At 57.2% G+C, this 22,592-nt stretch carries 18 protein-coding genes and 1 tRNA gene; 3 read left to right on the top strand and 16 right to left on the bottom strand.

Annotated features, from left to right (window positions below; translation table 11 throughout):
• Positions 1–124: 124 nt before the first annotated feature.
• Entirely contained in the window at positions 125–1,285 is a 1,161-nt protein-coding gene (locus RB602_RS04055; RefSeq protein WP_317083183.1) for an FAD-dependent oxidoreductase, read from the top strand.
• A gap of 19 nt (positions 1,286–1,304) precedes the next feature.
• On the opposite strand, the gene RB602_RS04050 is transcribed toward RB602_RS04055, so the two are convergent.
• From RB602_RS04050 to infA, 10 genes are all read right to left on the bottom strand, one after another.
• Entirely contained in the window at positions 1,305–2,540 is a 1,236-nt protein-coding gene (locus RB602_RS04050) for a dicarboxylate/amino acid:cation symporter (protein WP_317083181.1), read from the bottom strand.
• Between the two features lie 5 nt (positions 2,541–2,545).
• Positions 2,546–4,183: an N-acyl-D-amino-acid deacylase family protein gene (locus RB602_RS04045; RefSeq protein ID WP_317083179.1), complete on the bottom strand. Its 1,638-nt coding sequence runs from the start codon at positions 4,181–4,183 to the stop codon at positions 2,546–2,548.
• 2 nt (positions 4,184–4,185) lie between these two features.
• Positions 4,186–5,394, bottom strand: a complete 1,209-nt coding sequence (locus RB602_RS04040; RefSeq protein WP_317083178.1) for a M14 family metallopeptidase — start codon at positions 5,392–5,394, stop codon at positions 4,186–4,188.
• A 62-nt stretch (positions 5,395–5,456) separates the two neighbouring features.
• Entirely contained in the window at positions 5,457–8,591 is a 3,135-nt protein-coding gene (locus RB602_RS04035) for a TonB-dependent receptor domain-containing protein (RefSeq protein WP_317083176.1), read from the bottom strand.
• Between the two features lie 202 nt (positions 8,592–8,793).
• The gene (locus tag RB602_RS04030; RefSeq protein ID WP_317083173.1) at positions 8,794–9,630 is read right to left on the bottom strand and encodes a LysR family transcriptional regulator; all 837 of its coding nucleotides are present in this window, start codon (positions 9,628–9,630) and stop codon (positions 8,794–8,796) included.
• Between the two features lie 244 nt (positions 9,631–9,874).
• Positions 9,875–9,950: transfer RNA gene (locus RB602_RS04025), tRNA-Phe, on the bottom strand.
• A 94-nt stretch (positions 9,951–10,044) separates the two neighbouring features.
• Positions 10,045–10,266, bottom strand: a complete 222-nt coding sequence (locus RB602_RS04020) for a DNA gyrase inhibitor YacG (protein ID WP_317083171.1) — start codon at positions 10,264–10,266, stop codon at positions 10,045–10,047.
• An 18-nt stretch (positions 10,267–10,284) separates the two neighbouring features.
• Positions 10,285–11,307, bottom strand: a complete 1,023-nt coding sequence (locus tag RB602_RS04015) for a ribonuclease E/G (RefSeq protein ID WP_317083169.1) — start codon at positions 11,305–11,307, stop codon at positions 10,285–10,287.
• Positions 11,308–11,334: 27 nt separating this feature from the next.
• Positions 11,335–11,934: a Maf family protein gene (locus tag RB602_RS04010; RefSeq protein WP_317084413.1), complete on the bottom strand. Its 600-nt coding sequence runs from the start codon at positions 11,932–11,934 to the stop codon at positions 11,335–11,337.
• A gap of 15 nt (positions 11,935–11,949) precedes the next feature.
• Positions 11,950–12,168 carry a translation initiation factor IF-1 gene (gene infA / locus RB602_RS04005; protein WP_317083167.1) on the bottom strand — a complete coding sequence of 73 codons (219 nt, stop codon included), beginning with the start codon at positions 12,166–12,168 and terminating at the stop codon, positions 11,950–11,952.
• A 355-nt stretch (positions 12,169–12,523) separates the two neighbouring features.
• Between infA and RB602_RS04000 the strand changes: the two genes are divergently transcribed.
• Positions 12,524–15,145: a TonB-dependent receptor domain-containing protein gene (locus tag RB602_RS04000; RefSeq protein ID WP_317083165.1), complete on the top strand. Its 2,622-nt coding sequence runs from the start codon at positions 12,524–12,526 to the stop codon at positions 15,143–15,145.
• Positions 15,146–15,321: 176 nt separating this feature from the next.
• Here RB602_RS04000 and RB602_RS03995 read toward each other — a convergent pair whose 3' ends face one another.
• From RB602_RS03995 to hisG, 5 genes are all read right to left on the bottom strand, one after another.
• Positions 15,322–17,430, bottom strand: coding sequence for a sodium-translocating pyrophosphatase (locus RB602_RS03995; RefSeq protein ID WP_317083163.1), 2,109 nt, complete (start codon positions 17,428–17,430; stop codon positions 15,322–15,324).
• A gap of 134 nt (positions 17,431–17,564) precedes the next feature.
• A complete protein-coding gene (gene thiL / locus RB602_RS03990) occupies positions 17,565–18,491 on the bottom strand; it encodes a thiamine-phosphate kinase (protein ID WP_317083161.1) in 927 nt (308 codons plus the stop codon).
• 166 nt (positions 18,492–18,657) lie between these two features.
• Entirely contained in the window at positions 18,658–19,110 is a 453-nt protein-coding gene (gene nusB, locus RB602_RS03985) for a transcription antitermination factor NusB (protein WP_317083159.1), read from the bottom strand.
• Complete coding sequence (gene hisD, locus RB602_RS03980; protein ID WP_317083157.1) at positions 19,107–20,399, bottom strand: histidinol dehydrogenase; 1,293 nt, start codon at positions 20,397–20,399, stop codon at positions 19,107–19,109. The genes nusB and hisD overlap by 4 nt, the downstream gene beginning before the upstream one ends.
• A complete protein-coding gene (gene hisG, locus RB602_RS03975) occupies positions 20,396–21,064 on the bottom strand; it encodes an ATP phosphoribosyltransferase (RefSeq protein WP_317083155.1) in 669 nt (222 codons plus the stop codon). Before hisG ends, hisD begins: the two co-directional genes overlap by 4 nt.
• An 88-nt stretch (positions 21,065–21,152) precedes the next feature.
• Between hisG and RB602_RS03970 the strand changes: the two genes are divergently transcribed.
• Positions 21,153–22,199 (top strand): DUF2332 domain-containing protein, encoded by a 1,047-nt coding sequence (locus RB602_RS03970; protein ID WP_317083154.1) that lies wholly within the window; start codon positions 21,153–21,155, stop codon positions 22,197–22,199.
• A gap of 159 nt (positions 22,200–22,358) precedes the next feature.
• Here the strand turns inward: RB602_RS03970 and RB602_RS03965 are convergent, their stop codons facing one another.
• Complete coding sequence (locus RB602_RS03965) at positions 22,359–22,577, bottom strand: amphi-Trp domain-containing protein (RefSeq protein ID WP_317083153.1); 219 nt, start codon at positions 22,575–22,577, stop codon at positions 22,359–22,361.
• Between the last annotated feature and the right edge of the window lie 15 nt (positions 22,578–22,592).

The following is a 22,592-nucleotide window of genomic DNA, read 5'->3' as shown; positions in this document are numbered from 1 at the left end:
GTAACCTTCGCTCATCCCCAATTATATGAGGCGAAGTCAGGGGGAGACTTAACCGGCCATGCATAGCGTTGGAACGCATAGCAAAAACCAACGCGTAATCATTATTGGCGCGGGGGTGATTGGCATGACTTCCGCCTATGCCCTAGCCAGAAAGGGCTGGCAGGTCGAGCTCATCGACAAGGAAGACGGCCCGGCACAGGGCGCATCCTTCGCCAATGGCGCCCAGCTCAGTTATAATTATACCGATGCACTTGCCAGTGCGTCCATCTGGCGTGATTTCCCCAAATTGTTGTTGCGACAGGAAGATGCGTTTCGCCTGCACCTGCAGCCATCACTGGATTATGTGCATTGGCTGCTGAAATTCCATGGTGAGAGCAATGAGAAGCAGTTTCTCAGCAACACTGTTGCGGTGCTGAAACTGGCAGCGGAATCCAAAGCGGCGATGGAAGCGCTGACCGACGAGCATGACCTGAAATTTGGCTTCCAGGCTGCGGGCAAAATCCATCTGCACTATACGGAAAAGGGTTTTGACCGGGCACAGTCGCTTGTTGCACTCAAACAGCAAAATGGCGGCGTGCAAAAGATTCTGACCCCGGAAGAAGCGGTTTCGCTAGAGCCTGCAGTTGAATATCAGCTAAGCAATTTGGCAGGCGCGATCTATTCACCCGAAGATGCGGTCGGCGATGCCCGTAAATTCTGCACCGGCATGATGGCGTTGCTGCAACAGGAATATGGTGTCAAATTCAGGTTCGGCGAGAGTGTCGAAGCGCTTGATCTGGACAATGGCCCTGCGCGACTGACCCTGGATAGCGGCGAAGAGTTACCGGCATCGCTGATTACCATATGTGCCGGGCATGGCTCCTCTACACTGCTACGCCCGAATGGGATCAGGCTGTCTATTCAACCAATGAAAGGCTATTCCTTCGATATTAGAAGCGGCAATCGCTCACCCAAGATCAGCATTACCGACAGCAAGCGGCGGATCGTTTTCACCAATCTGGGAGACCGGGTCCGGATAGCCGGGCTGGCTGATCTGGGCGATGACACGCGCAAGGTTGATTCAGACCGCATCCAATGCCTGATCCAATCGGCCAAAATGTCGCTGCCAGAAGCGGGGGATTATGAAACGGCGGACAATTTCTGGGCAGGGCATAGGCCCATGACACCCAACTCGCAGCCGATTATCTCGCGGCCACGGCAGAATCTGGCGATCAATGCCGGGCATGGCATGTTGGGCTGGACACTGGCCATGGGTGCGGCCAATCGATTGGCGGCGCTGGTCTGAGCAATTTCTCCTGCTGCGATCAGATGTCGTCGTCGGACTCATATTCCTCAATATCGATCTCGCCCGCCATGCGGCCCACCGCAACCGCTACCGTCGCATCGCCTGTCACATTGGTCATCGTGCGCATCATGTCCATGATGTGGTTGATCCCGGCGACAAAGGCAATCGTCTCCAGCGGCACGCCTATGGACGACAGCACCAGGCTCATCATAATCAGGCCCGAGCCTGGAATACCCGCCGCACCGACCGAGCCCAGGGTCGCGGTCAGGCCGATGAGGAAATAGGATGTCCATGTCAGCTCCACCCCGAAAAGCTGTGCGCCAAAAAGCGCCACCAGGCCGAGATACATTGCGGTGCCGTTCATATTGATAGTGGCCCCAAGCGCGACGGTGAAGCTGGACACGCTCTTGGAGACACCCAGATTGCGCTGCACACAACGTAGCGTCACCGGCAGCGCGGCATTGGACGAGGCGGTCGAGAAGGCAATGGCCTGCGCATCAATCACGCCACGGAAAAAGTCGATGATCGGCAGTCTGGCGATACCGCGGATGATGATCGGATAGACGATCAATATGATGATAAAGCAGCCGGCATAATTGAGCAGCACCATCTGCGCGAGTGGCAGCAAAGCCTCCCAGCCAAAGGTTCCCGCCACCCAGGCCATCAGCGCGAACACCCCGAAAGGCGTCAGTTCCATCACCAGCATCGTCATCTGCTGCATGATCGAGGCGGCGGCATCGACATTGCGAATGGTCGGCGCGGCATCCTCGCCCGCACGCAGCAGTGCGATGCCGAACAGCAGCGCGAAGATGATCAGCGGCAAAATCTGCCCCTGCGCCATCGTCATGATCGGGTTTTCCGGGATCAGCGACAGGATCATCTCGGTCGGCGAGGTGATTGTCGGCTTGGGTATCTCTGCCCCTTCGGGCAGGGTTATATTGAGGTTTTCACCGGGCTTGAAAATGGTGCCCATGGTCATGCCCAGCGTCACCGAAATTACACCGGTGCTGACGAACAACAGCAGCGCGCGGCTACCGACATTGCCGAGTTTCTTCAAATCACCAATGGCTGCTACACCGCTGACCAGCGAGAAGAAGATTAGCGGTACCACCAGCATCTTGATAGCGCGGATAAACAGATCGCCAATCCATTTGATGCTCTCTGCGCCCTCACCCCATAAGAGGCCGACCGCAATGCCAAGGATCAGGGCACCGACAACACGTTGCCATAAGGGGATTTTGAACCAGAATGTCATTGCGATTACCCGTCTGTCTGTTGGCATTGCGCCGCATATTTGCTGGTGTCTTTCAACAGCGGGCGGCCGGCTAATGCACCGGATATCGCGCCACCATCAATGGCCAGCTCACCGTTGACGAGCAAATAGCGCACCCCCTGAGAGAGTTCTTCAGGGTCTTGATAGTCCGCCACCGCTTCAAATCTCTCGGGATCAAACACAACGATATCGGCAAAATATCCGGCGCGGACAAAGCCGCGCCGCTCTAGTCCCAAAAGCTCTGCAGTCATCCCTGATGAGCGGTGAATATAGCGCGCCATATCAAACAGCCTATCCCGTTTGACAAAACGCTGATAGGCCTTGGGGAAACTCGCATATTTGCGCGGATGGCCAGTGCTGCCATCCGAGCTGGTGACAACCCAGGGCTGGCGGGCAAAGGTGGCAATATCCGCTTCATCCATATTGAAAGAGGCTACCCGGCTATCGCCCGCCGCCAATATCTCCAGCGCCGCATCGAGCGGATCGATATTCTTCTGTTGTGCATATTCGGCAAGGGTTATGCCTTTAGGCACATCCGCCTCGCCCAGCGCACCGGTGAACAGCAAAGCATCCGCCCCACCGCGTCGCTTCAGGCCTTTGGCCATGCCCTCCACAATCCGCGCGCGTTCCTCGGCGTTGGTCAGGCGTGCGCGCAGGCCATCCAGTCCACCGTCCAGCGCCCAGCGCGGGACGAGCGCATTGCTGATCCGGGTGCCGCTTGCCTGCCAGGGATATTGGTCTGCAGTGACAATCTGCCCCGCAGCCTGCGCTTTCTCGACCATCGCGACAATGTCGCTACTCGCGCCCCAAACAGCCGGGCCCAGCGCCTTGATATGCGCAATATGCACCGGCATATCCGCCTCGCGGCCGATATAGAGCGCTTCTTCAACCGCTGCGCGCAGACCAATATTGTAGCTGCTTTCATCGCGGATATGGCTGTCATAAATGCCGCCCAGATCGCCCGCAACCGAGGCCAGCGCCACCACCTCATCGGTCTCGGCGAAGTTTTGCGGCGTGTAATACAGGCCTGTCGAAAAGCCGACCGCGCCATCGCACATGCCACGCGCGACAAAGCCTTTCATTTGCTCCAGTTCGTCATCTGTCGGCGCGCGGTTGGTATCGGCAAGAAGTTCGCGCCGCACCGGACCAAAGCCGACCATGAACGCCATATTGGTGCCGGTTCCCAATTCGGCCAGCAGTCTGGCCATTGGCTTGATGTAGTAATCGCCATAGCCATCATTGCCCAGAACCACGGTCGTTACGCCCTGGGTGAGATAGGGCGCATTGTTTCGGCGCTTCCTGTCTTCACTGCCCAAATCTTCAACCAGATGGGTATGCGGATCAATAAAGCCCGGCGCGACGATCAGGCCAGTGGCATCAATGCGGCGTTTTGCCTGCGGATTCTCTGGATTATCTGACTCAATTGAAACGATCTTATCGCCAATAATGGCTATGCTGGCCGCTGCACCGGGCGCACCGCTGCCATCATAAACCGTCCCATTCTCTATCAGAATGTCAAAAATGGGTGAGGCACGGACAACTTCTTGTGTAGTGGCACAGGCTGATACCAGAGGCAGGAAAAGACAGCATAGCCCGACATTCAGGGCAAATGGCTTTGCTCCCATAATCAGGGGGCTTCGGTCTGCAGCAGTGTTTCCATCATCGCGATGGCGGCTTCCTTGCCTATTCTGTCAACGCGCTTGCGATCAGTCTCATCGCCCAGTTCAAACGTCGCAGCGGGCGCACCAAAGGTTTCGTGGATATAGGCCTTTGATACCGGGCGATCGGCGTTGTGGCCTGCTTCGATCACCACTTCATAGCCCGGCATCCGATCCTGATAGCGCTTGAGCCAATTGGACACCAGCATGGCCGGATCGGTCTCGAATTCCTCGGGAATGGTGTAGACAACGTCCTTCTGGGTAGAATGAAAATCGAGGAACAGGCGTAAGTCCTTATTCGGATCATTCTCAATACCAACCAGCAAATCGCGCATAAGCCGCGTTTCCGGCTGGGTGAACGGTCCCCAATCGCGGTTTAGATCGACCCCGCCGGTATTATGCCGCCAATGGCCGTGCACCACACCATCGGGATTGACCATTGGTACAACGATGGTTTCAAACCGCTCACGATAGCGTCTTGCCAGTTCGGTATCTGCTAACAGTGTCTCGGTAAACACCAGATGGGCAATCGCGCCGGTAAGCTCGGGCGGATGCTGTCGGCCGATCAAAACCACCTGTTCCTTTTGCGTACCCGGCCTCGCCGAGATGGTGATCGCATCAATTGCGCGCTGTTCGGCTGACAAACCAACCTGCCATTTGCGTACATCGTCATGCTGCTCCACCTTTGCGAACCACTCGTCATAATGTTCTGGCGTCAAAAGCTCCTGCCCGGCGATAAACACCGGAATATCCGACAGCTGAACTTTCAGCAGCACCCGCTTGGTCCGGCCCTCATCATCCTTGATCAGCGGCACCACCGATTCAGGCGATAACCGATCCCAGATTTCCGTATCGGTACTGACCTTGGGCCAATAGCGATGCGCATATTGCGGATAGTCAATCTCGACCGCAACCATGCCGCCATCATTGGGTGCGATCGGGTTGAGCCGAAAAGCGTACCAAGGGCTGGGGTTGATAGGCGGATCGTCCTCTGGAGCGATGGTGACCCTGATCCGGTCCTCGCCAATAACCGCGCATTGCGCCATGGCACCTGCAGGGAAATCAGAGTCCAGACGGAACTGACTGGTAGCACATTGCCCGGCATAAGCCGGTGTAACCCCGGCAGACACCAAAGCGGCGGCGAGACCGGTGATAACAAGGCTAAGGTAGCGCAGCATCAGCCATTTTCCCTTGGGCTATATCTGGCAAAGGGCGGCCTGCAACAAGCCGCCCTCTAAGCTCAGAATTCCTTACGTATATCGAATGAGAATTGGCGTCCACGTGCATTGTGCAAACTGCCATAAAAGCCGAAGCTTTCATCAGCAATGGGCGGTGCCTCGTTGAAGATATTGTTGATGCCAAAACGGAACCGGGTTCCATTCAACGCAGTATCGTTCTCGATGCGGTAGCTGATACCAAAGTTCATCGTGAACCAGTCATCGACGCGGAAAAACTCCGCCGTATCATCTTGCTGCGCCCCCGGATCAAACACACTGTCGATGTAGCGTCCAAACAGGTTGACCCGTACCGGCCCGCTTTCCCAACGGATAGCGCCCGTCACGCGCCATTTCGGGCGACCATCAATCTCGAGCAATTCGCCAAAGTTGATGGGTTGCAGCGCGGCAATATCGCCTGGCGCCAGTTCAGGAATGTCCGCCAGCAAGCCGGGCAATTCGGTGAACAGAGGATCGATCTCGGGTCCGGCCCGCTGCTCGAACCCGATCAGACGGGCAGCATTAAACTGCAACTGGAATGCGCCAAAGCTGGTGTCGAAATCATAGAAAATGCCGAAATCAAGGCCTTCAGAGGTGCGTCCGTCGAGATTCTGATAGGGATTGAGAATCTGGATAATATCACCCGCCGGATTGATTCCGGTGCCGGCATAAAGGTCCAGTTGTTCCTGCGTTGGTGCTTCGCGCACAACATTGGGATTAGAGCCGCCCTGAAGCCTTTCGAAAAGGTCGAGTAATATGGCATTCTGATTGCCGACAATGCCGATTATACCTTCCTGCTCGACCCGCCAGTAGTCGGCGGTAATCGTCAGGCCCGGAATGAAGCTGGGCGTCAGTACAAGCCCAAAGTTGAGGCTTTCCGTCTCTTCCGGATCCAGGTTACGTGCACCAGTACGGAAGTCTATCACGCCCTGGCCCCCGCAATCTGGCACATCCTCGGACTCGCCTTGAATAATCTCTGCGACACATTCCACCGCAAGACGTGTTGTATTGGAACGCGATGTGCCTGCGTCATTAATCTGAATGAGGTTGGGCGCACGGAAACCCTGCGACCAGGCACCGCGCAGCAATACATCGCTGATCGGACGCCAGGCCAGAGCAGCACGTGGCACAAAGGCGCTTGATGAATCGGAGAAATCCTCAAATCGCGCCGCGATCTGCAATTCCAACTCGTTGATAAGCGGAATGCCCATATCCTCAGAGACGATTGGCACCAATGCCTCAGCAAAGGCCGAATAGACTTCCCGGTTACCACTGGTATCTGGCGATGGGCTGGAGCCTAAAACATCGCTGCCGAAGAAATCGCCATTAACAGCATTGGTGAAGGTAATCGTCCCATCGAGCCGCGGATCGCGATCATCCTTGAATGTCTCACGACGAAACTCAATGCCGGTCGCAATGCCCACGCCACCGGCAGGCAGTTCGAACAAATCGGGCCGCGAAAGTTTGAAGTCTGCAAGCGCCAGAGTGGTTTCCCCTCGGCGAAGCACATCAATTGTGATACCATCAATCACCGCTTGCGGATTGGGAGTACAATCCCCGACACTCGGCCCCTGTCCCTGCCCTGGCAGGCATCCGCCGTTGAACGGATTATAGGCGCTGGCATCGGTCCGGTTTATTGCATCCTGCAGCAATGTGTTGGAGATACGATTGGCGGTAAAGTCATCGGTATTGGCTTGCGCATAGAGCAGGCCGGTATCAAAATCCCAATTGCCAATATTGCCGCGCAAACCGGCTACAAGGCGGAACTCGTCCTTGGTAATCGTGCCTTGGCGTGGACCGGCATCAATGAAGCGGTAATCCTCCATCAGCAGCGCACGGCCTTCCGGACCTACGCCTGCACCAAGGCCATTATCCACACGATTGGGGTTTGGCGAACCATCAGCCAGCGTTTCGGCCCCCAATGGATTCCAGAAAGCGGTTGCCTCGACACCGATAGGGACCGCAGAAAGCATGGTATTCTGTTCTCGCTGCCGCGAAGCTTCTGTGCGATAATAGGAGCCTTCAAAATAGAATTCTACACTATCGCTCAGTTCATAGTTGAACAGCGTCTGGACGTTGATGCGTTGCTTTTCGGAGAAAAGCTGACGATCCCGCGCAATATCATAGCGAACCTCGCGATCAAGCGAACCGCCATTGTCCGCGCATAGGCCGTTACCCAGATTGATAAACCTGCCATCGCCCGGTTCCCCAGTAGCACCGAATAGCGAGCAGGGCTGAATGTGAAAATCATCATCACGCAACACTGTGGTATCGCCCGACGTTGCCCGCGAGCCTTGAATATCAAATGCCCCGAAAGGTGAATTGAGTGAACGGTTGTCAAACTGGTTGTCGCCCTCAAACGGGGTGCCCTCTACAAACGGCCTGAGATCGCTCGAACGGGAATAGTCCCGGGCATTTGTCGACAGACCATTTTCGTAGAAATAGCCGCCATAGACGGTGAAATTGGCGCGGCCATCGGCAAAATCAAAGCCCAGTCCACCATTCAACTGATAGCTGAACAGACCGGTGCCATCTGATGCACGATAGTTGCCCTGAAGGAAACCACCCTCACGATTGCTTCGCAAAATGGTGTTGACCACACCCGCCACAGCATCGGCACCATAGACCGCCGAAGCACCGTCACGCAGAACCTCGACGCGGCGCACACTCGCCGGCGCTATGGTGTTGACATCGGCGGATACGACCGGGACGAACAACTCGGTCTGGAAACCCGGATTGAGGACCATGCGCCGACCGTTGATCAGGGTCAGTGTGTTACCGGTGCCGAGACCACGCAGGTTGATCGAGGCGATATCGCCGCGCGCACCATTAACCCCGCCCACAGTGTTCTGTTCATTAAACTCGACCGATCCAGCCTGGGGAATGGCGCGGAAAATCTCGTCACCCGAAGCCGGGTCAATATCTTCGATCAGCTTTTCGTCAAGCACCGTGACCGGCAGAACATCATCAACCTGTGCTCCACGGATCTGCGTCCCGGTGACAACGATGACATCATCATCTGCGACGGCAGTATCCGGAGCAACAGTACCGCCCGGCTGACTGCCCTGCGGTTGCTGTGCGTCCTGCGCCTGCGCAGCGCTGCCCATTGCGACCATAGCTGTAGTGCATAACAATGCAGCCAGTTTACGGTTTACTCTCATATAGCCCCCCATCATTCCCACTTATCCAACGCCCCGAAGCTCCCCAGCAGGTGCGCCGAATTAATGGCATACACCACGTCGTGCATGCCCACACGCAATATTGTTGCGAAATTGGAGGAGTTTTGACAATCCCGTCTGCGTTACTATCTTGATCAAGAGGTATAACCCAAGGTTATAAAGTCTCATTTCAGGAACGCGAGAATCAGGTCGCCTCATCCATGAGTACATTATGGATTTGCGCGATTGTTCGGTGGATACTCTTTATTTCCAGATGATTGCGAAGCGCAAAAGCCGTTATCGGAAAGGAAGGCGCACCCTCGATTGGATAACCGTGTAGATCAGAAGCATAGGAAGATGTGGCGGTAAATTCGTCAGTAACGGCAATGCCTATCCCCTTTCTGACCAGCGACAATGCGGCATGATAGGTGTGGACGGTCACCACTTCATTGGGATGAACGTCATTTTGGTCAAAGATATCTGTCAATATTGAAGCAAGCGGACCGCTACCTTTGATCCCTATAAAATCTTGCCCGTCCAGAACATGCGGATCAACTTTGGCTCCGGACTCGCCCAATGGCTCGGCGCTGACAATATGAAAATGGCCATCAATGAGATGCCGGGTGATTACCCGTTCATCTCTTGGCATCTCAAAGCCAATGCACAGGTCACATCGCTTCTCAAGAACCGCTTGCAGTAACTGTTCCGAATGCAGTGTCGTCAACTCAAAACTCAAAGTCGTATCCAGCGCCCGCATCCGGGCAATTGCTTCGGGCGCAATCGCCAATCCCAATGATGGCAAAACCCCAATCCGTAAGTGTCGCCCCTTGCGATGCAGAATGTTTTTTGCGGTACGGTTAAAGGAAGATATCTTTCTGTAGATATCCTTTATCTCATCATACAGTTCATCAGCTGCAGGAGTCGGAGCCAATCTACCCTTCTCGCGCACAAAAAGATCAAATCCAAGCTGATCTTCCGCATGCTTCAGAACCTTGCTGACCGATGGCTGTGAAACATGCAGATCGCGCGCAGCCCCACTCACGGAACCGGCTTTATATACATGGTAGAATATCTCTATTTGCCGTAGACGCATAAGAGCTATCTGACCTGAAAGAGGCTTTTTGGCAACTTTAGACCGTATAGTGGTAAACTAGGTAGTTGAGCCGTCCAAACTGTTGTCCCCACAATCACACACTGGCTGGAGATACGGGAATAGTCGCGAAAAGGCACAGGGACAGGATTTGCAACCTCTAAGGCGATCTAACCGGCTGACAAAGGCTGGGAGATGGTGCCCGGGGACAGAATCGAACTGCCGACACAGCGATTTTCAGTCGCTTGCTCTACCAACTGAGCTACCCGGGCATTTGGGAAGGCATGGCAAAGGCCAAAGCCCCCATGCGGTTGGAGCGACGCCTATAAGCACCCTGATATGGGCTTGTCCAGCCCAAAAGTGGCTTCACCCGAATCCGTCGCCATCTTCGCCGCCCTGCTCTGTGGACGGCATGTCGCTGTCATTGCCCGGCAGGCGATAATTCTCGCCAAACCAGTCGAGCAGATCACGATCGCGACAGCCACGCGAACAGAAAGGGGCATAGTCGCTGACGGTCGGTTTCTTGCACAACGGGCATTTGGGCGCACGCGGCTTCGCGCTTTGCGGCGAGGCTGGGGTGTTGGTCATGCCATGACAGTTAGTCGGTCAGGCCTGTTGGCTCAAGCCGCTGGCGATGGAGGCGATATGATAATCCTCGCGACTGCGGGCATCGGGCTGCATGGTGACGGAACGGCCAGTGCGTCTGGAAAGCTGCTCCAGCCAGACATTATTCCTGTTCAACATATCAGCGCCGGCATTATCGACCACCAGCACAATATCGCCCGGCTGTTCCCAGCGTTCGGCCTTACGCAACAGCTGTAGCACTGAGGTTTCCAGCGGGCGCAATTGGCTGAGCTCGATCAGCGATGGACCCAGTCTTTTGCGCACCACCTGCATCAGGCCGAAGCCGTTAATCGCGGTGCGCTCAAATGGGCCGATCATCGCCGCGTCAAAGGCTTCTGCGGCGCGCTGGCGGTCTTCGCGCCGTTCCAGTGTCGGGAAATCAATCGCGATCACGCCGCCAATATCGAGGCGATGCAGCGCCAGCGCTATTGTTTTCGCCGCATTGCACGCAAGGCTTGGAGTTGGACCGGAACCGTCAACATCAATGACCGTCATCGCTGGCGTCGGCGTGATCAGCAATTCACCCTGTGGGAAGGCTATCACGCCGCTTATTGCCTCGCCCATCAGTTCCTCCCAACCACATTGGGCCAGCGGATCAGGCGCGGGAGGTGGTGACAAAGGAGCCATTTCCGCCGGGTGATGGCTATCCCCCAACAAGGCGGGCCAATCATCCGTGATCTGCGCTGTATCTGATCTGACCGGCACCGCACGCGCGCGTTTGAAACGATCATGCAAGCCGCTGCGCTCGACTATTGGGCCTCGACGGACGCGCACCCGCAAATTGCCGCCCTCGCTGGTCTCTTTTGCAACTCTGGTCAGCGCAACCACACTGTCATCGCTTAACCTCGCCTGAGGCGGGTTGGCGGTTTCCAGCGTGGCGTCAAGGATCTGGCCTGCATGCGGCGCAAGGCTGTCGCGCCATATTCTGGCGGCGACCAGTCTGTCATCCTCGATCAGCGCGGCGCGTGTCTCTCCAATGCCCCGCTCGACCAGCCAGCGGCTCATGACCCCTCCTTGTCTCCTTACCCTCTGCTATGAGAGATAGCCCGAAGAGATTAACGCATTGCGCGTTTCCAGCAAGGGTAAACCGATAACACCGCTATGGCTGCCACCCAGCCAGGCGACAAAAGCTTCGGCACAGCCCTGTATGGCGTAGCCGCCTGCCTTTCCCCGCCACTCATCGCTGGCGATATAGGCGTCGATCTCGCCGGTGGTCAGGCGCTTGAAGCGGACAATGGTCTCACTGGTGCGCTGCAGCTGTCGGCCATCAGGGCAATGCACGCATATTGCCGAGAGGACGCGATGGCGGCGACCGGAGAGCAGTTTAAGGCAATCACGCGCAGCCGTTTCATCTTCGGTTTTGGGTAGGATGCGCCTTCCAGCAGCCACTACGGTATCTCCAGATAATATCCAGCGCTGCGCGTCGCTCCCCTGCGATTGGGCAGCAACGGCTTGCGCCTTTTCCAGCGCCATGCGCGCGACATAGCGCGCCGGAAGCTCGCCTTTGTGCGGCGTTTCATCAATATCAGCGGGAATGATTGCCGTAGGTGTTACGCCAATGCGCGCCAGCAAATCGCGCCGCCGTGGGCTGGCCGATGCCAATATCAGCTGCCGGGTTTCCGGTCCGGTCATCACGCCGGCGCTCGCTTATTTGAAGCGATAGGTGATGCGACCCTTGGTCAGGTCATAGGGGGTAAGTTCGACCAGCACCTCGTCACCCACCAGCACGCGGATGCGGTTCTTGCGCATCTTGCCTGCGGTATGGCCGAGGATTTCATGATCATTTTCCAGCTTCACGCGAAACATGGCATTGGGCAGAAGCTCCACCACCGTGCCGCGCATTTCCAATAGTTCTTCTTTTGCCATTCAGCTCTAATTCGCCTTGTTAAATACGAGATTTGCAGGCTCTCTAAACGCTTCTGACCCAAAATGGAAGCACAGAGAATGTGCCAATAGCAAACACCGCCTTGGTCAATACCGGCAAGACGCAATTGTCTGATTCGTCGTAATCATTTTGGCAATTATCCTCTTGAAGCAGGATTTGAGCAGCCTTCTATAAACATTGGCCAGATAGTTTTCGACGTTCATCGAGTTTCATGCCGTAAGGCCTCGCGCACAATATGATTACCCAGCATATGAGGAACAATATCGACGCATACCGAATGATACAAAGCGTTGGTTGAACTTGCAGCCTGGCGTCATCAAAGAAAGCTCCATGTCAATGAAACAGTTATTGCCGCGATACTGTGCAGCGCAGATAGCTATTGCCATAGCTTTGCTGTCGCATCAGGCAGTGGCTCAGGAAAACCCGGCCCAGAGCGATGAACCCGTGGCGTCGGACAGCACAGTCAACGTCCCACTGCCACCAGATGATGAGGACGAGCAAGCTGACATCGTCGTCACCGGCGCCCAAGTGCGCGGGGCAGTGGTTACCGAAGTACCGCCGATTGAGGAGCTGGATGCGCAGGACATTGAAAGCTATGGCGTCGCCTCGCTGGGTGAGTTGCTCGCGGTCATCTCGCCGCAAACCAATAGCGGGCGCGGGCGCGGCTCCGGACGTCCTGCGGTGTTGCTCAATGGCCGTCGCATCTCCGGCTTTCGCGAGCTGGCCCAATTCCCGCCCGAGGCGATCAAGCGGGTGCAGATTTTCCCCGAAGAACTGGCATTGTCATACGGCTTCCGCCCCGATCAGCGCGTGATCAACTTCATCCTTGTCGATGATTTCTCCAGCTTCGCCATGGATGGCGAATATGGCATCGCGACCCAGGGCGGACGCGGTGAGGGCGAGATTGGCGCGACCTATACCAATATCGATGGCGGCGATCGTATCGTGCTGGATATTGAGTATCAGGGCGCAACGGCGCTGCGCGAATCCGAACGCAATATTGTCCAACCGGAATTTGATCCTTCGCTGACCACCGTGGACAGCGACCCGGATGATGCCAGCGAATTTCGCACATTGCTGCCAACGCGCCAACGATTTGAAAGCAGTGCGACATTTGGCTGGGAGCTGTCACCGAGCACGAGCCTGACCGTTAATGGCGTATATGGCACCGAAGATACGATTGGTCAGAATGGGCTTAATGCGCCCATATTTGATGTGGATGCCACCAATCCGTTCAACACCAGCGGCACCGATCTCGAGGTGCTGCGTCTGCTCAATGAACCCCGCACGCTGTTGCAGCAACAGGACGTCGAGACCTTTCAACTGTCGAGCAGTCTTAATGGCCGCCGCCCCGGCATTTTATGGTCACTGACCGGCGATTATGAGCGCATTGAAACCGAAACACGTATTGACAGGCTGGCCGATACGACTGGTCTGCAAACCGCGATTGATGCAGGTACGCTCGATCCTTTCAGCCCGGTTCTTGGTGCTGGGCTGTTACCACCTGAACTGGATATTGCCCGCAGCGTCCAGCAGACCTTTACCATGAAAGGCACCGCCACCATGCGACCGCTGACGCTGCCCACGGGCGATGTCCAGCTTACCGCCGATGGCGAGTTTACCGATCTCTCACTTTCCGCGAGCGATCGCACCGCTCTTGGCTTTAGCAGTAGTGACCTTGGCCGTACTATCGGTGCGGGGACGCTCAATCTGGAAATCCCGCTGGCCGACCGCAATGGCGTCAACAGCGCGCTGGGTCGGCTTTCGATCAACGGCAATCTCGGCGTTAATGAGCTGAGCGATTTCGGCACGCTTACCAGTTTTGGCTATGGCCTGAACTGGGAATTCACACCCGGCTGGACGCTACAAGCCTCTTTTATCCGCACCGAAACTGCGCCCACCGTCGGTCAGCTCGGCAATCCATTAATCGTTACCCCCAATGTGCCGATATTTGACTTTACCAATAACCAGACGGTTCTGGTCGACAGCATTAGCGGCGGCAATGCAGACCTGTTGGCCGAGGAGCAACGCGATGTGAAAATCGGCCTGACCTGGCGGCCTGAGACGATTGATGGCCTGAGCATCGTGGCAGAATTCTTCCGCAATCGCAGCTTTGATACCACCGCCGCCTTTCCAACGCTCACGCCTGAGGTGGAAGCGGCATTCCCCGACCGGGTGTTTCGCGATGCGGCAGGGAACCTGACCGCCGTCGATCAGCGCCCGGTCAACTTTGCACGTATTACCAGCGACAGCGTCCGCTATGGCATCAACTACCGCAAACGCTGGCGCAAACTGCCACAGGGCGGCTTTGGTGGCGGCCGTCGCGGTCGGGGAAGGCAGCAGGGTCAAGGCGCGGGAGGACCTCCACAAGGTGGCCCGACCAATGCTGCTGGCCAGAATGGCGGACCTGCAACGCAAGCAGGCGGGCCACCACGCGGCAGACCCGGCGGCGGTGGTCGCCGCTTCCGTCCACGCATAGGGCGCTGGAATATCTCGATATTTCACCGCATCCGCTTCACCGAGACCGTGTTGCCCGCGCCAGGCATCGCCGAATTTGATCTGCTCAACGGCTCCTCAATCAGCGGCGCAGGCGGTGTGCCGCGGCATAGTGTCGAGCTGGAGGGTGGCTGGTTCTTCAATGGCGTTGGCGCGCGCGTGACCGCTGACTTTGAAGATGGCACCCGCGTCGATGGCGTTGGCGGCGGCGATGACAGTCTCGACTTCAACCCCATCGCCACGGTCAATCTGCGTGCCTTTATCAATTTCGACAGTCGCCCCAAATGGACCGAGAACATGCCGTTCCTCAAAGGCGCACGGCTATCAGTGCGCATCAACAATCTGTTCGATGCACAGCAGAATGTCCGAGATGCGCTGGGGAACGTGCCATTACGGTTCCAGCCGGGATTTGTTGACCCGCTCGGGCGGTTTATCGAGATTGATATTCGTAAGCGGTTTTGATTTCACGCGGAGACCCGAAGGCGCGGAGAAATAAGACAAACCCCTCCCTTTCAAGGGAGGGGCAAGGGGTGGGATTAGTCTGAAAGGGCCCGATGCTCTTTCAGACTTTTATTGTGCTCGCTTTCGCTCGCCACCACCCCAACCCCTCCTCTGAAGAGGAGGGGTCATTTAGGTGATCACCCAGCCGCCAGCGCAGCCAGCATTAGCAGGGCAACAATATTGGTGATCTTGATCATCGGGTTCACCGCAGGACCAGCGGTGTCCTTATAAGGGTCACCCACAGTATCGCCGGTGACGGCCGCCTTATGGGCTTCCGAACCCTTGCCGCCATGATTGCCGTCTTCGATATATTTCTTAGCATTATCCCAAGCACCACCGCCTGCGGTCATTGACAGCGCGACAAACAACCCGCCGACAATCACGCCGAGCAGCAATGCGCCGAGGGCAGCAAAGCCATTGGCCTGTCCAGCGACGGCGGTAATCACGAAATAGACCACAATCGGCGCCAGCACCGGCAGCAAGGACGGCACGATCATTTCCTTGATCGCCGCCTTGGTTACCAAGTCAACGGTGCGGGCATAGTCGGGGCGGCTGGTGCCGTCCATAATGCCCTTGTCCGCTGCAAATTGTGCACGGACATCCTTCACCACGTCACCGGCAGCACGACCCACAGCGGTCATGCCCATGGCGCCGAAGAGATAGGGCAGCAATGCGCCGAGCAACAGCCCGACAATCACATAGGGATTTTCCAGACTGAAGCTGACATCAAGGTTCGGGAAGAATTCCCCCAGGTCAGCGGTATAGGCTGAGAACAGCACCAGAGCCGCGAGACCCGCTGAGCCAATGGCATAGCCCTTGGTCACGGCCTTGGTGGTGTTGCCTACTGCATCAAGCGCATCGGTCTTGTCGCGTACGCTCTCATCGAGCTCTGACATTTCGGCGATACCGCCGGCATTGTCCGTCACCGGACCATAGGCATCGAGTGCAACCACCATACCGGCCAGCGCCAGCATCGAGGTCGCGGCGAAGGCCAGACCGATCAGCCCGGCCAGCTGATAGGCAATAATGATACCGATGACGATCACCACCGTCGGCAAAGCGGTCGCCTCAAGCGAAATCGCCAGACCCTGAATGACATTGGTGCCATGGCCGGTTTCGGACGATTTGGCGATCGAGCGCACCGGACGATAATTGGTGCCGGTATAATATTCCGTGATCCAGATGATCAAACCGGTCACAGCCAGACCAACCATCATCGACAGGAACAGATCCATGCCGGTAAAGCCGCCCTCACCGGTAATGCCGCCGCCAATGGTGGTGTTCATATCGCCGAGCGAACGCATGGTGACATAGTAGATCGCCGGAATGGACAGCACCGCGGTGGTGATAAAGCCCTTATAAAGCGCGCCCATGATGTTTTCCGAGCTGCCAAGGCGGACCATATAGGTGCCGATGATCGAGGTGATGATGCACACACCGCCGACAATCAACGGCAACGCCATCAGGTTGAGCAGCAGCTCGTCTCCGATACCCGACACCAGCAGCGCGATCAGCACCATGGTGGCACCAACGGTCACGACATAGGTCTCAAAAAGGTCAGCAGCCATGCCGGCACAGTCGCCGACATTGTCACCAACATTGTCCGCGATGGTCGCCGGGTTACGCGGATCGTCCTCGGGGATACCAGCCTCAACCTTACCAACAAGGTCAGCGCCGACGTCAGCAGCCTTGGTGAAGATACCGCCACCGAGACGCGCAAAAATAGAGATCAGCGAAGCGCCGAAAGCGAGCGCGACCAGCGCGTCAATCACTTCACGGCTATTGGGTGCATCGCCCATTACGCCGACAAGCACATAGAAGAAAACGGCAATCGCCAACAGTGCCAGGCCCGCGACCAGCATGCCGGTCACAGCACCAGCACGGAACGCCACAGTCAGACCCGATTGCAGGCTTTCACTGGCGGCCTGTGCGGTGCGAACATTGGCACGCACCGAGATATTCATGCCGATATATCCGGCAACACCGGACAGCACCGCGCCGATCAAAAAGCCGACAGCTGATACCAGCCCCAGCGTTATCCCTACAATGATAGCAACCACAACGCCGACAATAGCAATGGTGCGATACTGGCGACCCAGATAGGCTTGCGCACCTTCCTGCACGGCGCCGGCAATTTCCTGCATCCGGTCATTTCCGGCTGAGGCGGCCAGCACCTGGCGACTAGTGACTATTCCATAAACAACAGCAAGCACGCCACAGATAATGGCGATCAAGACAATGGTCATGTCCCGCTTTCCCCTTCTTTCAGACAATAAATGCCCCGCTCTGATGGCGGGGTTGGCGAGAGGTATAGGGTGGCTTTACAGGATTTAGCAAGTCTTATGCGGAGGCTCTGAACAAAGTGGCAGCGACGCAGCGATCAGCGGTGAAGGTAACCCAGCTTTTCCGGCAGCGGATAAGGCTTGTTGCCGTAGCGTAAGGACAGCTCGCTTCCATCGGTGAATTGCCCTATGGGAGTTGCGGCAATTGCGGGCTTCTCATTTTGCGGCAAAGCAAAAAGCAGCTGATAATCATCGCCCCACCTGGCGGCTGCAAGTCGCGCCTCGGCATCATCGCCATGTTGAGCGATATAGGCTTGTGACAGCGGCACAGCATGCAGATCTATAGTCAGCGCGAGCCCGCTCGCCTCTGTCATACGCGCCGCATCCAGCAACAGCCCATCGGACACATCCATCATCGCATGAACCTGTCCGGCCAGAGTCTGCCCCTGTTCAAGTAGCGGCGCCGGGCGATGGAATGCCGTAAGCAGCGCCGGATCACCTGCCCCACCCGATTGTGCCAGCAGAAAGCCTGCACGCGCATCGCCCACTGCCCCGGTGACATAGAGTTTATTGCCCGCTTTGGCTCCGCTGCGCGATGGCACAGTATCGCAGGTGGCGCGGCCTAAAGCAGTTAGGCCCAATGCCCGCGCAGTCTTATCAGCAGGCACAGAAACCGTATCACCACCGAGCAGAGGTACATCGTATTCTGCCAACACCGTTTCCAGTCCGGCAGCAAAGCGTGCATCCCAATCGTTGTCTCCCGCCAATGCAAAGCCCAGCACAACGCCCAGAGGCACCGCCCCTTTGGCGGCCAGATCAGAGAGATTTACCGCTACCAACTTCCAGGCAACATCCGCCGGATCGGCATTGGGCAGCCAATGCACGCCCTCAACCATCATATCATGGGTGATGATCAGTGTTTGATCGGCCAGCGGGAGAACAGCGGTATCGTCGTTCAACCCACGAGCCGCCGGGTGCGTGGCGATGTGGCGCAGATGGTCGATAAACTCCGCCTCGCCGGTCATATGACGTCAGCTTGCAACAGACTTGCTGGCACCAATACCGTTAGGGCTGAGCTTGTCGAAGTCCGCCTCTCAATTGGGCACCAAGCCGAGAAGTGCCGTTGGTGCTGCGCACCGTCTCCGACTCCGACAGGCTCGGGGCTGACGGTTGTGTTTTGCCCCATCTCGCCTATCCGCGCTTGGCCTTGGCAATCGCGTCGAGCAGACCGTTGACGAACTTCGCCTCGCGCTCGTCAAAAAAGGCATGGGCGATATCGAGATATTCATTGATCACCGTTCCGGTGGTGATTTCCGGGCGCGCGATCAGTTCATAGGTGCCGGCGCGCAAAATCTGCACCATGGTTTTGTCGAGCCGCGCCAATGTCCAGCCATCGGCCAGCCGCTCAACCACCAGCGCGTCAATCTCATCGCGCTTTTCTTCCACACCCAGCACCAGATCATCGAAGAATGCGCGCTCGGCATCGGCATATTGCGCGTCCTCAATCTCCGCGCCCAGGCGATGCTCGTGAAACTCTCGCAGCAAATTGGGTAAATGGGTATTTTCCATCTGCCGCTGATACAGCGCCTGCACTGCGGCAAGGCGCGCCGCTGAGCGGGATTGGGATCGGGGTGCGGTGGTCATTTGACAAGCCTTTTCTCAACACTCAGCGCATGGGCGGGCAGACCCTCGGCATGGGCGAGCGCGGCGGTTGCGGGGCCCAGCTTGCCAAGACTGGATTCATCCAGACCGATAAAGCTGGTGCGTTTCATAAAATCGAGCACCGACAGCCCCGAGGAAAAACGCGCACGGCGTCCTGTTGGCAGCACGTGGTTGGGGCCGGCAACATAGTCTCCAATCGCCTCGGGCGTATGGCGGCCGAGAAAGACCGATCCGGCATGGCGTACCTTGGCGAACAGCGCATCGGGATCGGACACCGCCAGTTCCAGATGCTCCGCCGCCAAGCGATTGACCAGCGGCATCGCCTCATCCAGCGAGCCCACAGTGATGATCGCGCCATTGCTATCCCAACTTTCACGCGCGACTTTATGCGTCGCCAGCTTGCCAACAAGCACATTGAGGCAATCCTCAACATGATTGGCAAAAGCCGCGTCATCGGTGAACAGGATGGACTGGCTGGTCGGATCATGCTCGGCTTGGCTGAGCAAATCGGCTGCGATCCAGTTGGGATCATTGTCGCCATCGGCAACCACAACGATCTCGGAAGGTCCGGCGACCATATCAATGCCGACCACGCCATAAAGCTGGCGCTTGGCCTCTGCGACCCAGGCATTGCCGGGGCCGGTAACCACATCCACCGGCGAGATTTTATCCGTGCCATAGGCCAGCGCGGCAATGGCTTGCGCGCCGCCGATGCGCCAGACCTCATCGACACCCGCGAGATGCGCCGCTGCCAACACCAACGGATTAACTTCGCTTTTCGGCGTTGGCGTAACCACCACCAGTCGTTGTACGCCAGCAACCTTGGCAGGGATCGCGTTCATCAGCAATGAAGACGGATAGGCTGCACGCCCACCGGGAACATAGAGTCCGGCGGCATCTACTGCGCTCCAGCGCGCGCCAAGGCGGACACCGGTCTCATCAGTATAGTCGCGATCCTGCGGCAGTTGCGCTTCATGATAGGAACGGATGCGACTGGCGGCGAGTTCCAGTGCTTCGCGCAGTTCTGCATCCAGTCCGCCAAACGCGGCCTGCATCTCCGCCGCGTCGATCTGCCAACCCTTGCTGCTCAGGCTATGGTCATCAAAACGCGTGGTATATTCTTCCAGCGCCGCATCGCCGCGCGCGCGCACGGCATCGATAATCGCGCTGACATCACGGCGGACATCCGCATCGCCGTCACGCCGGGCATTGACCAGCCGGTCAAATTGCGCCGCGAAGTCCGGGTCGCTGCTGTTCAGCCGCAGGCTCATGCCGCTGCCTTCCCGGCCTCGGCAAGGTCACGGAAACGCTCAATCAGGGGCGCAAGCGCGGCATGGCGGGTTTTCAAAGCCGTGCGGTTTACGATCAGCCGCGCCGATACCGGCATAATCTCGGCGGTTTCTTCCAGACCGTTCTGCTTCAGCGTGCGGCCCGATTCCACCAGATCGACAATATGATGCGCCAGCCCCAGCGACGGCGCCAGTTCCATCGCGCCATTGAGTTTGACACACTCGGCCTGCACACCCAACGAGGCAAAATAGCGACGTGTGAGATTGGGGTACTTCGTCGCCACCCGGACATGGCTCATATGGCTGAGCGTATCCGCCTGAGCGCGCTCCTTGGGTTCCGCCACCGACAAGCGGCAATGGCCGAAATTGAGGTCCACCGGTGCATAAAGATCGGCATAGTCAAATTCGTCGATCACATCCGAGCCAACAATGCCGATATGTGCCGCGCCATGGGCAACAAAAGTGGCGACATCAAAGGCGCGCACGCGGATCAGGTCCATATCATTGCGATTGGAGCCAAAGCGCAACGAGCGATCCGCCTTGTCGAAGAAATTCGCTGTCGGCTCGATCCCGGCTTGTGCCAGCAAGGGCAGCGCATCATCAAGGATGCGGCCTTTGGGGATGGCAAAGATAAGCGGCTGTGTCATAGAAGCCGCGATGTAGGCGCTGGGCGCAGAAAGGGCAATAACGGACATGGAGGAAGGCACACCAGACAAAGCACAAGAAATTCTGAGCGTGGCCAAAGCCTTTGCCACCCAAAATGCTTTCTTGGTTGCAATGGACGCGCCGATTACCGCACGTATCTGTGCGGCGATATCCAATCTACTGCATGAGGAGGAGCAGGCAGCCGATAGCGCCTTTGGCCGCAGGGTGCTCGGCTGGGCAGGCAATGCACTGGAGGATGCACTGCCGTTGCGTTGTGCCGGGGGCTTTCATGCGCTGCATCTCACCGACATGGAACCCGATCTCACGCCGCTCTATGCTGGCGAGGCCACAGCGCTGGCCGATGCGGAAAAGCTGATCGGGAACGCACTCGAACGGCATGAGGCGTTTCTGCTGCCCTGGCTCGATACCCCGCCCCAGACCAATGAGGCAGGCCGGTCGAGCAATTTCGCCGCCGCTTTGCTGTGGCTGGCGAAACAAGGCCTACCGCCACGCTTTACACTGAATGAGCTCGGCTCCAGCGCCGGGATCAACCTGATGATGGACCGGTTTCATTTTGATCTGGCCGGGGTTACGGTTGGGCCGGACAATGCCACAATCAGAATACAACCCGACTGGCGAGGCCCGCCGCCGCCTGTATGCGATATAGAGATTGTCTCAACACAGGGCGCGGATATAAATCCGATTGACCTGACTGATCAGGCTGCTGCGGCGCGACTGACAGCCTATATATGGCCGGAAAATCGCGACCGGTTTCAGCGAATGGAAGCGGCGATAGCCGAGGCGCATAAACAGCCGCCCAAGCTGATCCACGCAGATGCCGCCGATTTTGTCGATGCCATGCTCGCCGAAGAACAGTCAGCAGGAACCGTCCGCGTGCTCATGCACTCTATCGTCTGGCAATATCTGCCCGAAACCACGCAACAGCGCATTACTGAAGCTATGGAAGCCGCTGGTGCTCAGGCCACAGCGGAGCAACCGCTTGCCTGGATCAAGGTGGAAACCAATCGCGAAACGATACGCCATGAAGTCAAGGCTCGCTACTGGCCCGGCGGTGCTGATTGGACAATGCTCGGTACATCGCATGCGCATGGCAAATGGGTGGAATGGGACGCGTGAACTACATCATCCTCCCCGCTTGCGGGGAGGTGGCAGGCGCCGTAGCTTTAGCGAAGGCGGCTGACGGAGGGGGATTTCCACTTGCGCAGCGCCAGACGGCCCGCCCCCTCCACCACCTTCGGCGGTCCCCCTCTCCGTGAACGGGGAGGATTTTTTAATTCAGGAGCGCGTCCAGCGCAGCTGAAACTCCAGCTCTTCCTGATCGCCATTGCGCTCATGCTCAATCGAAAGCTCGGCGCGCGCGGGGACATAAAGCCGCTCGCCATCAACCTGAATGGTATAGGCCTTGCCCGCTTTCAGGCTCTCCACCAGCCGCTCCAGCTTGGCGATATGCTCTTTTTTCAGATAGCTTTTTTCAACGTCGCGATCATCAGACATGGCCATTCTCCTTTG

The sequence above is a fragment of the Parasphingorhabdus sp. SCSIO 66989 genome (genome assembly GCF_032852305.1).
Classification (GTDB): Bacteria; Pseudomonadota; Alphaproteobacteria; order Sphingomonadales; family Sphingomonadaceae; genus Alterisphingorhabdus; species Alterisphingorhabdus coralli.
The sequence above is the reverse complement of the archived record's forward strand: the minus strand, read 5'-3'. Positions and strand labels throughout refer to the sequence as shown.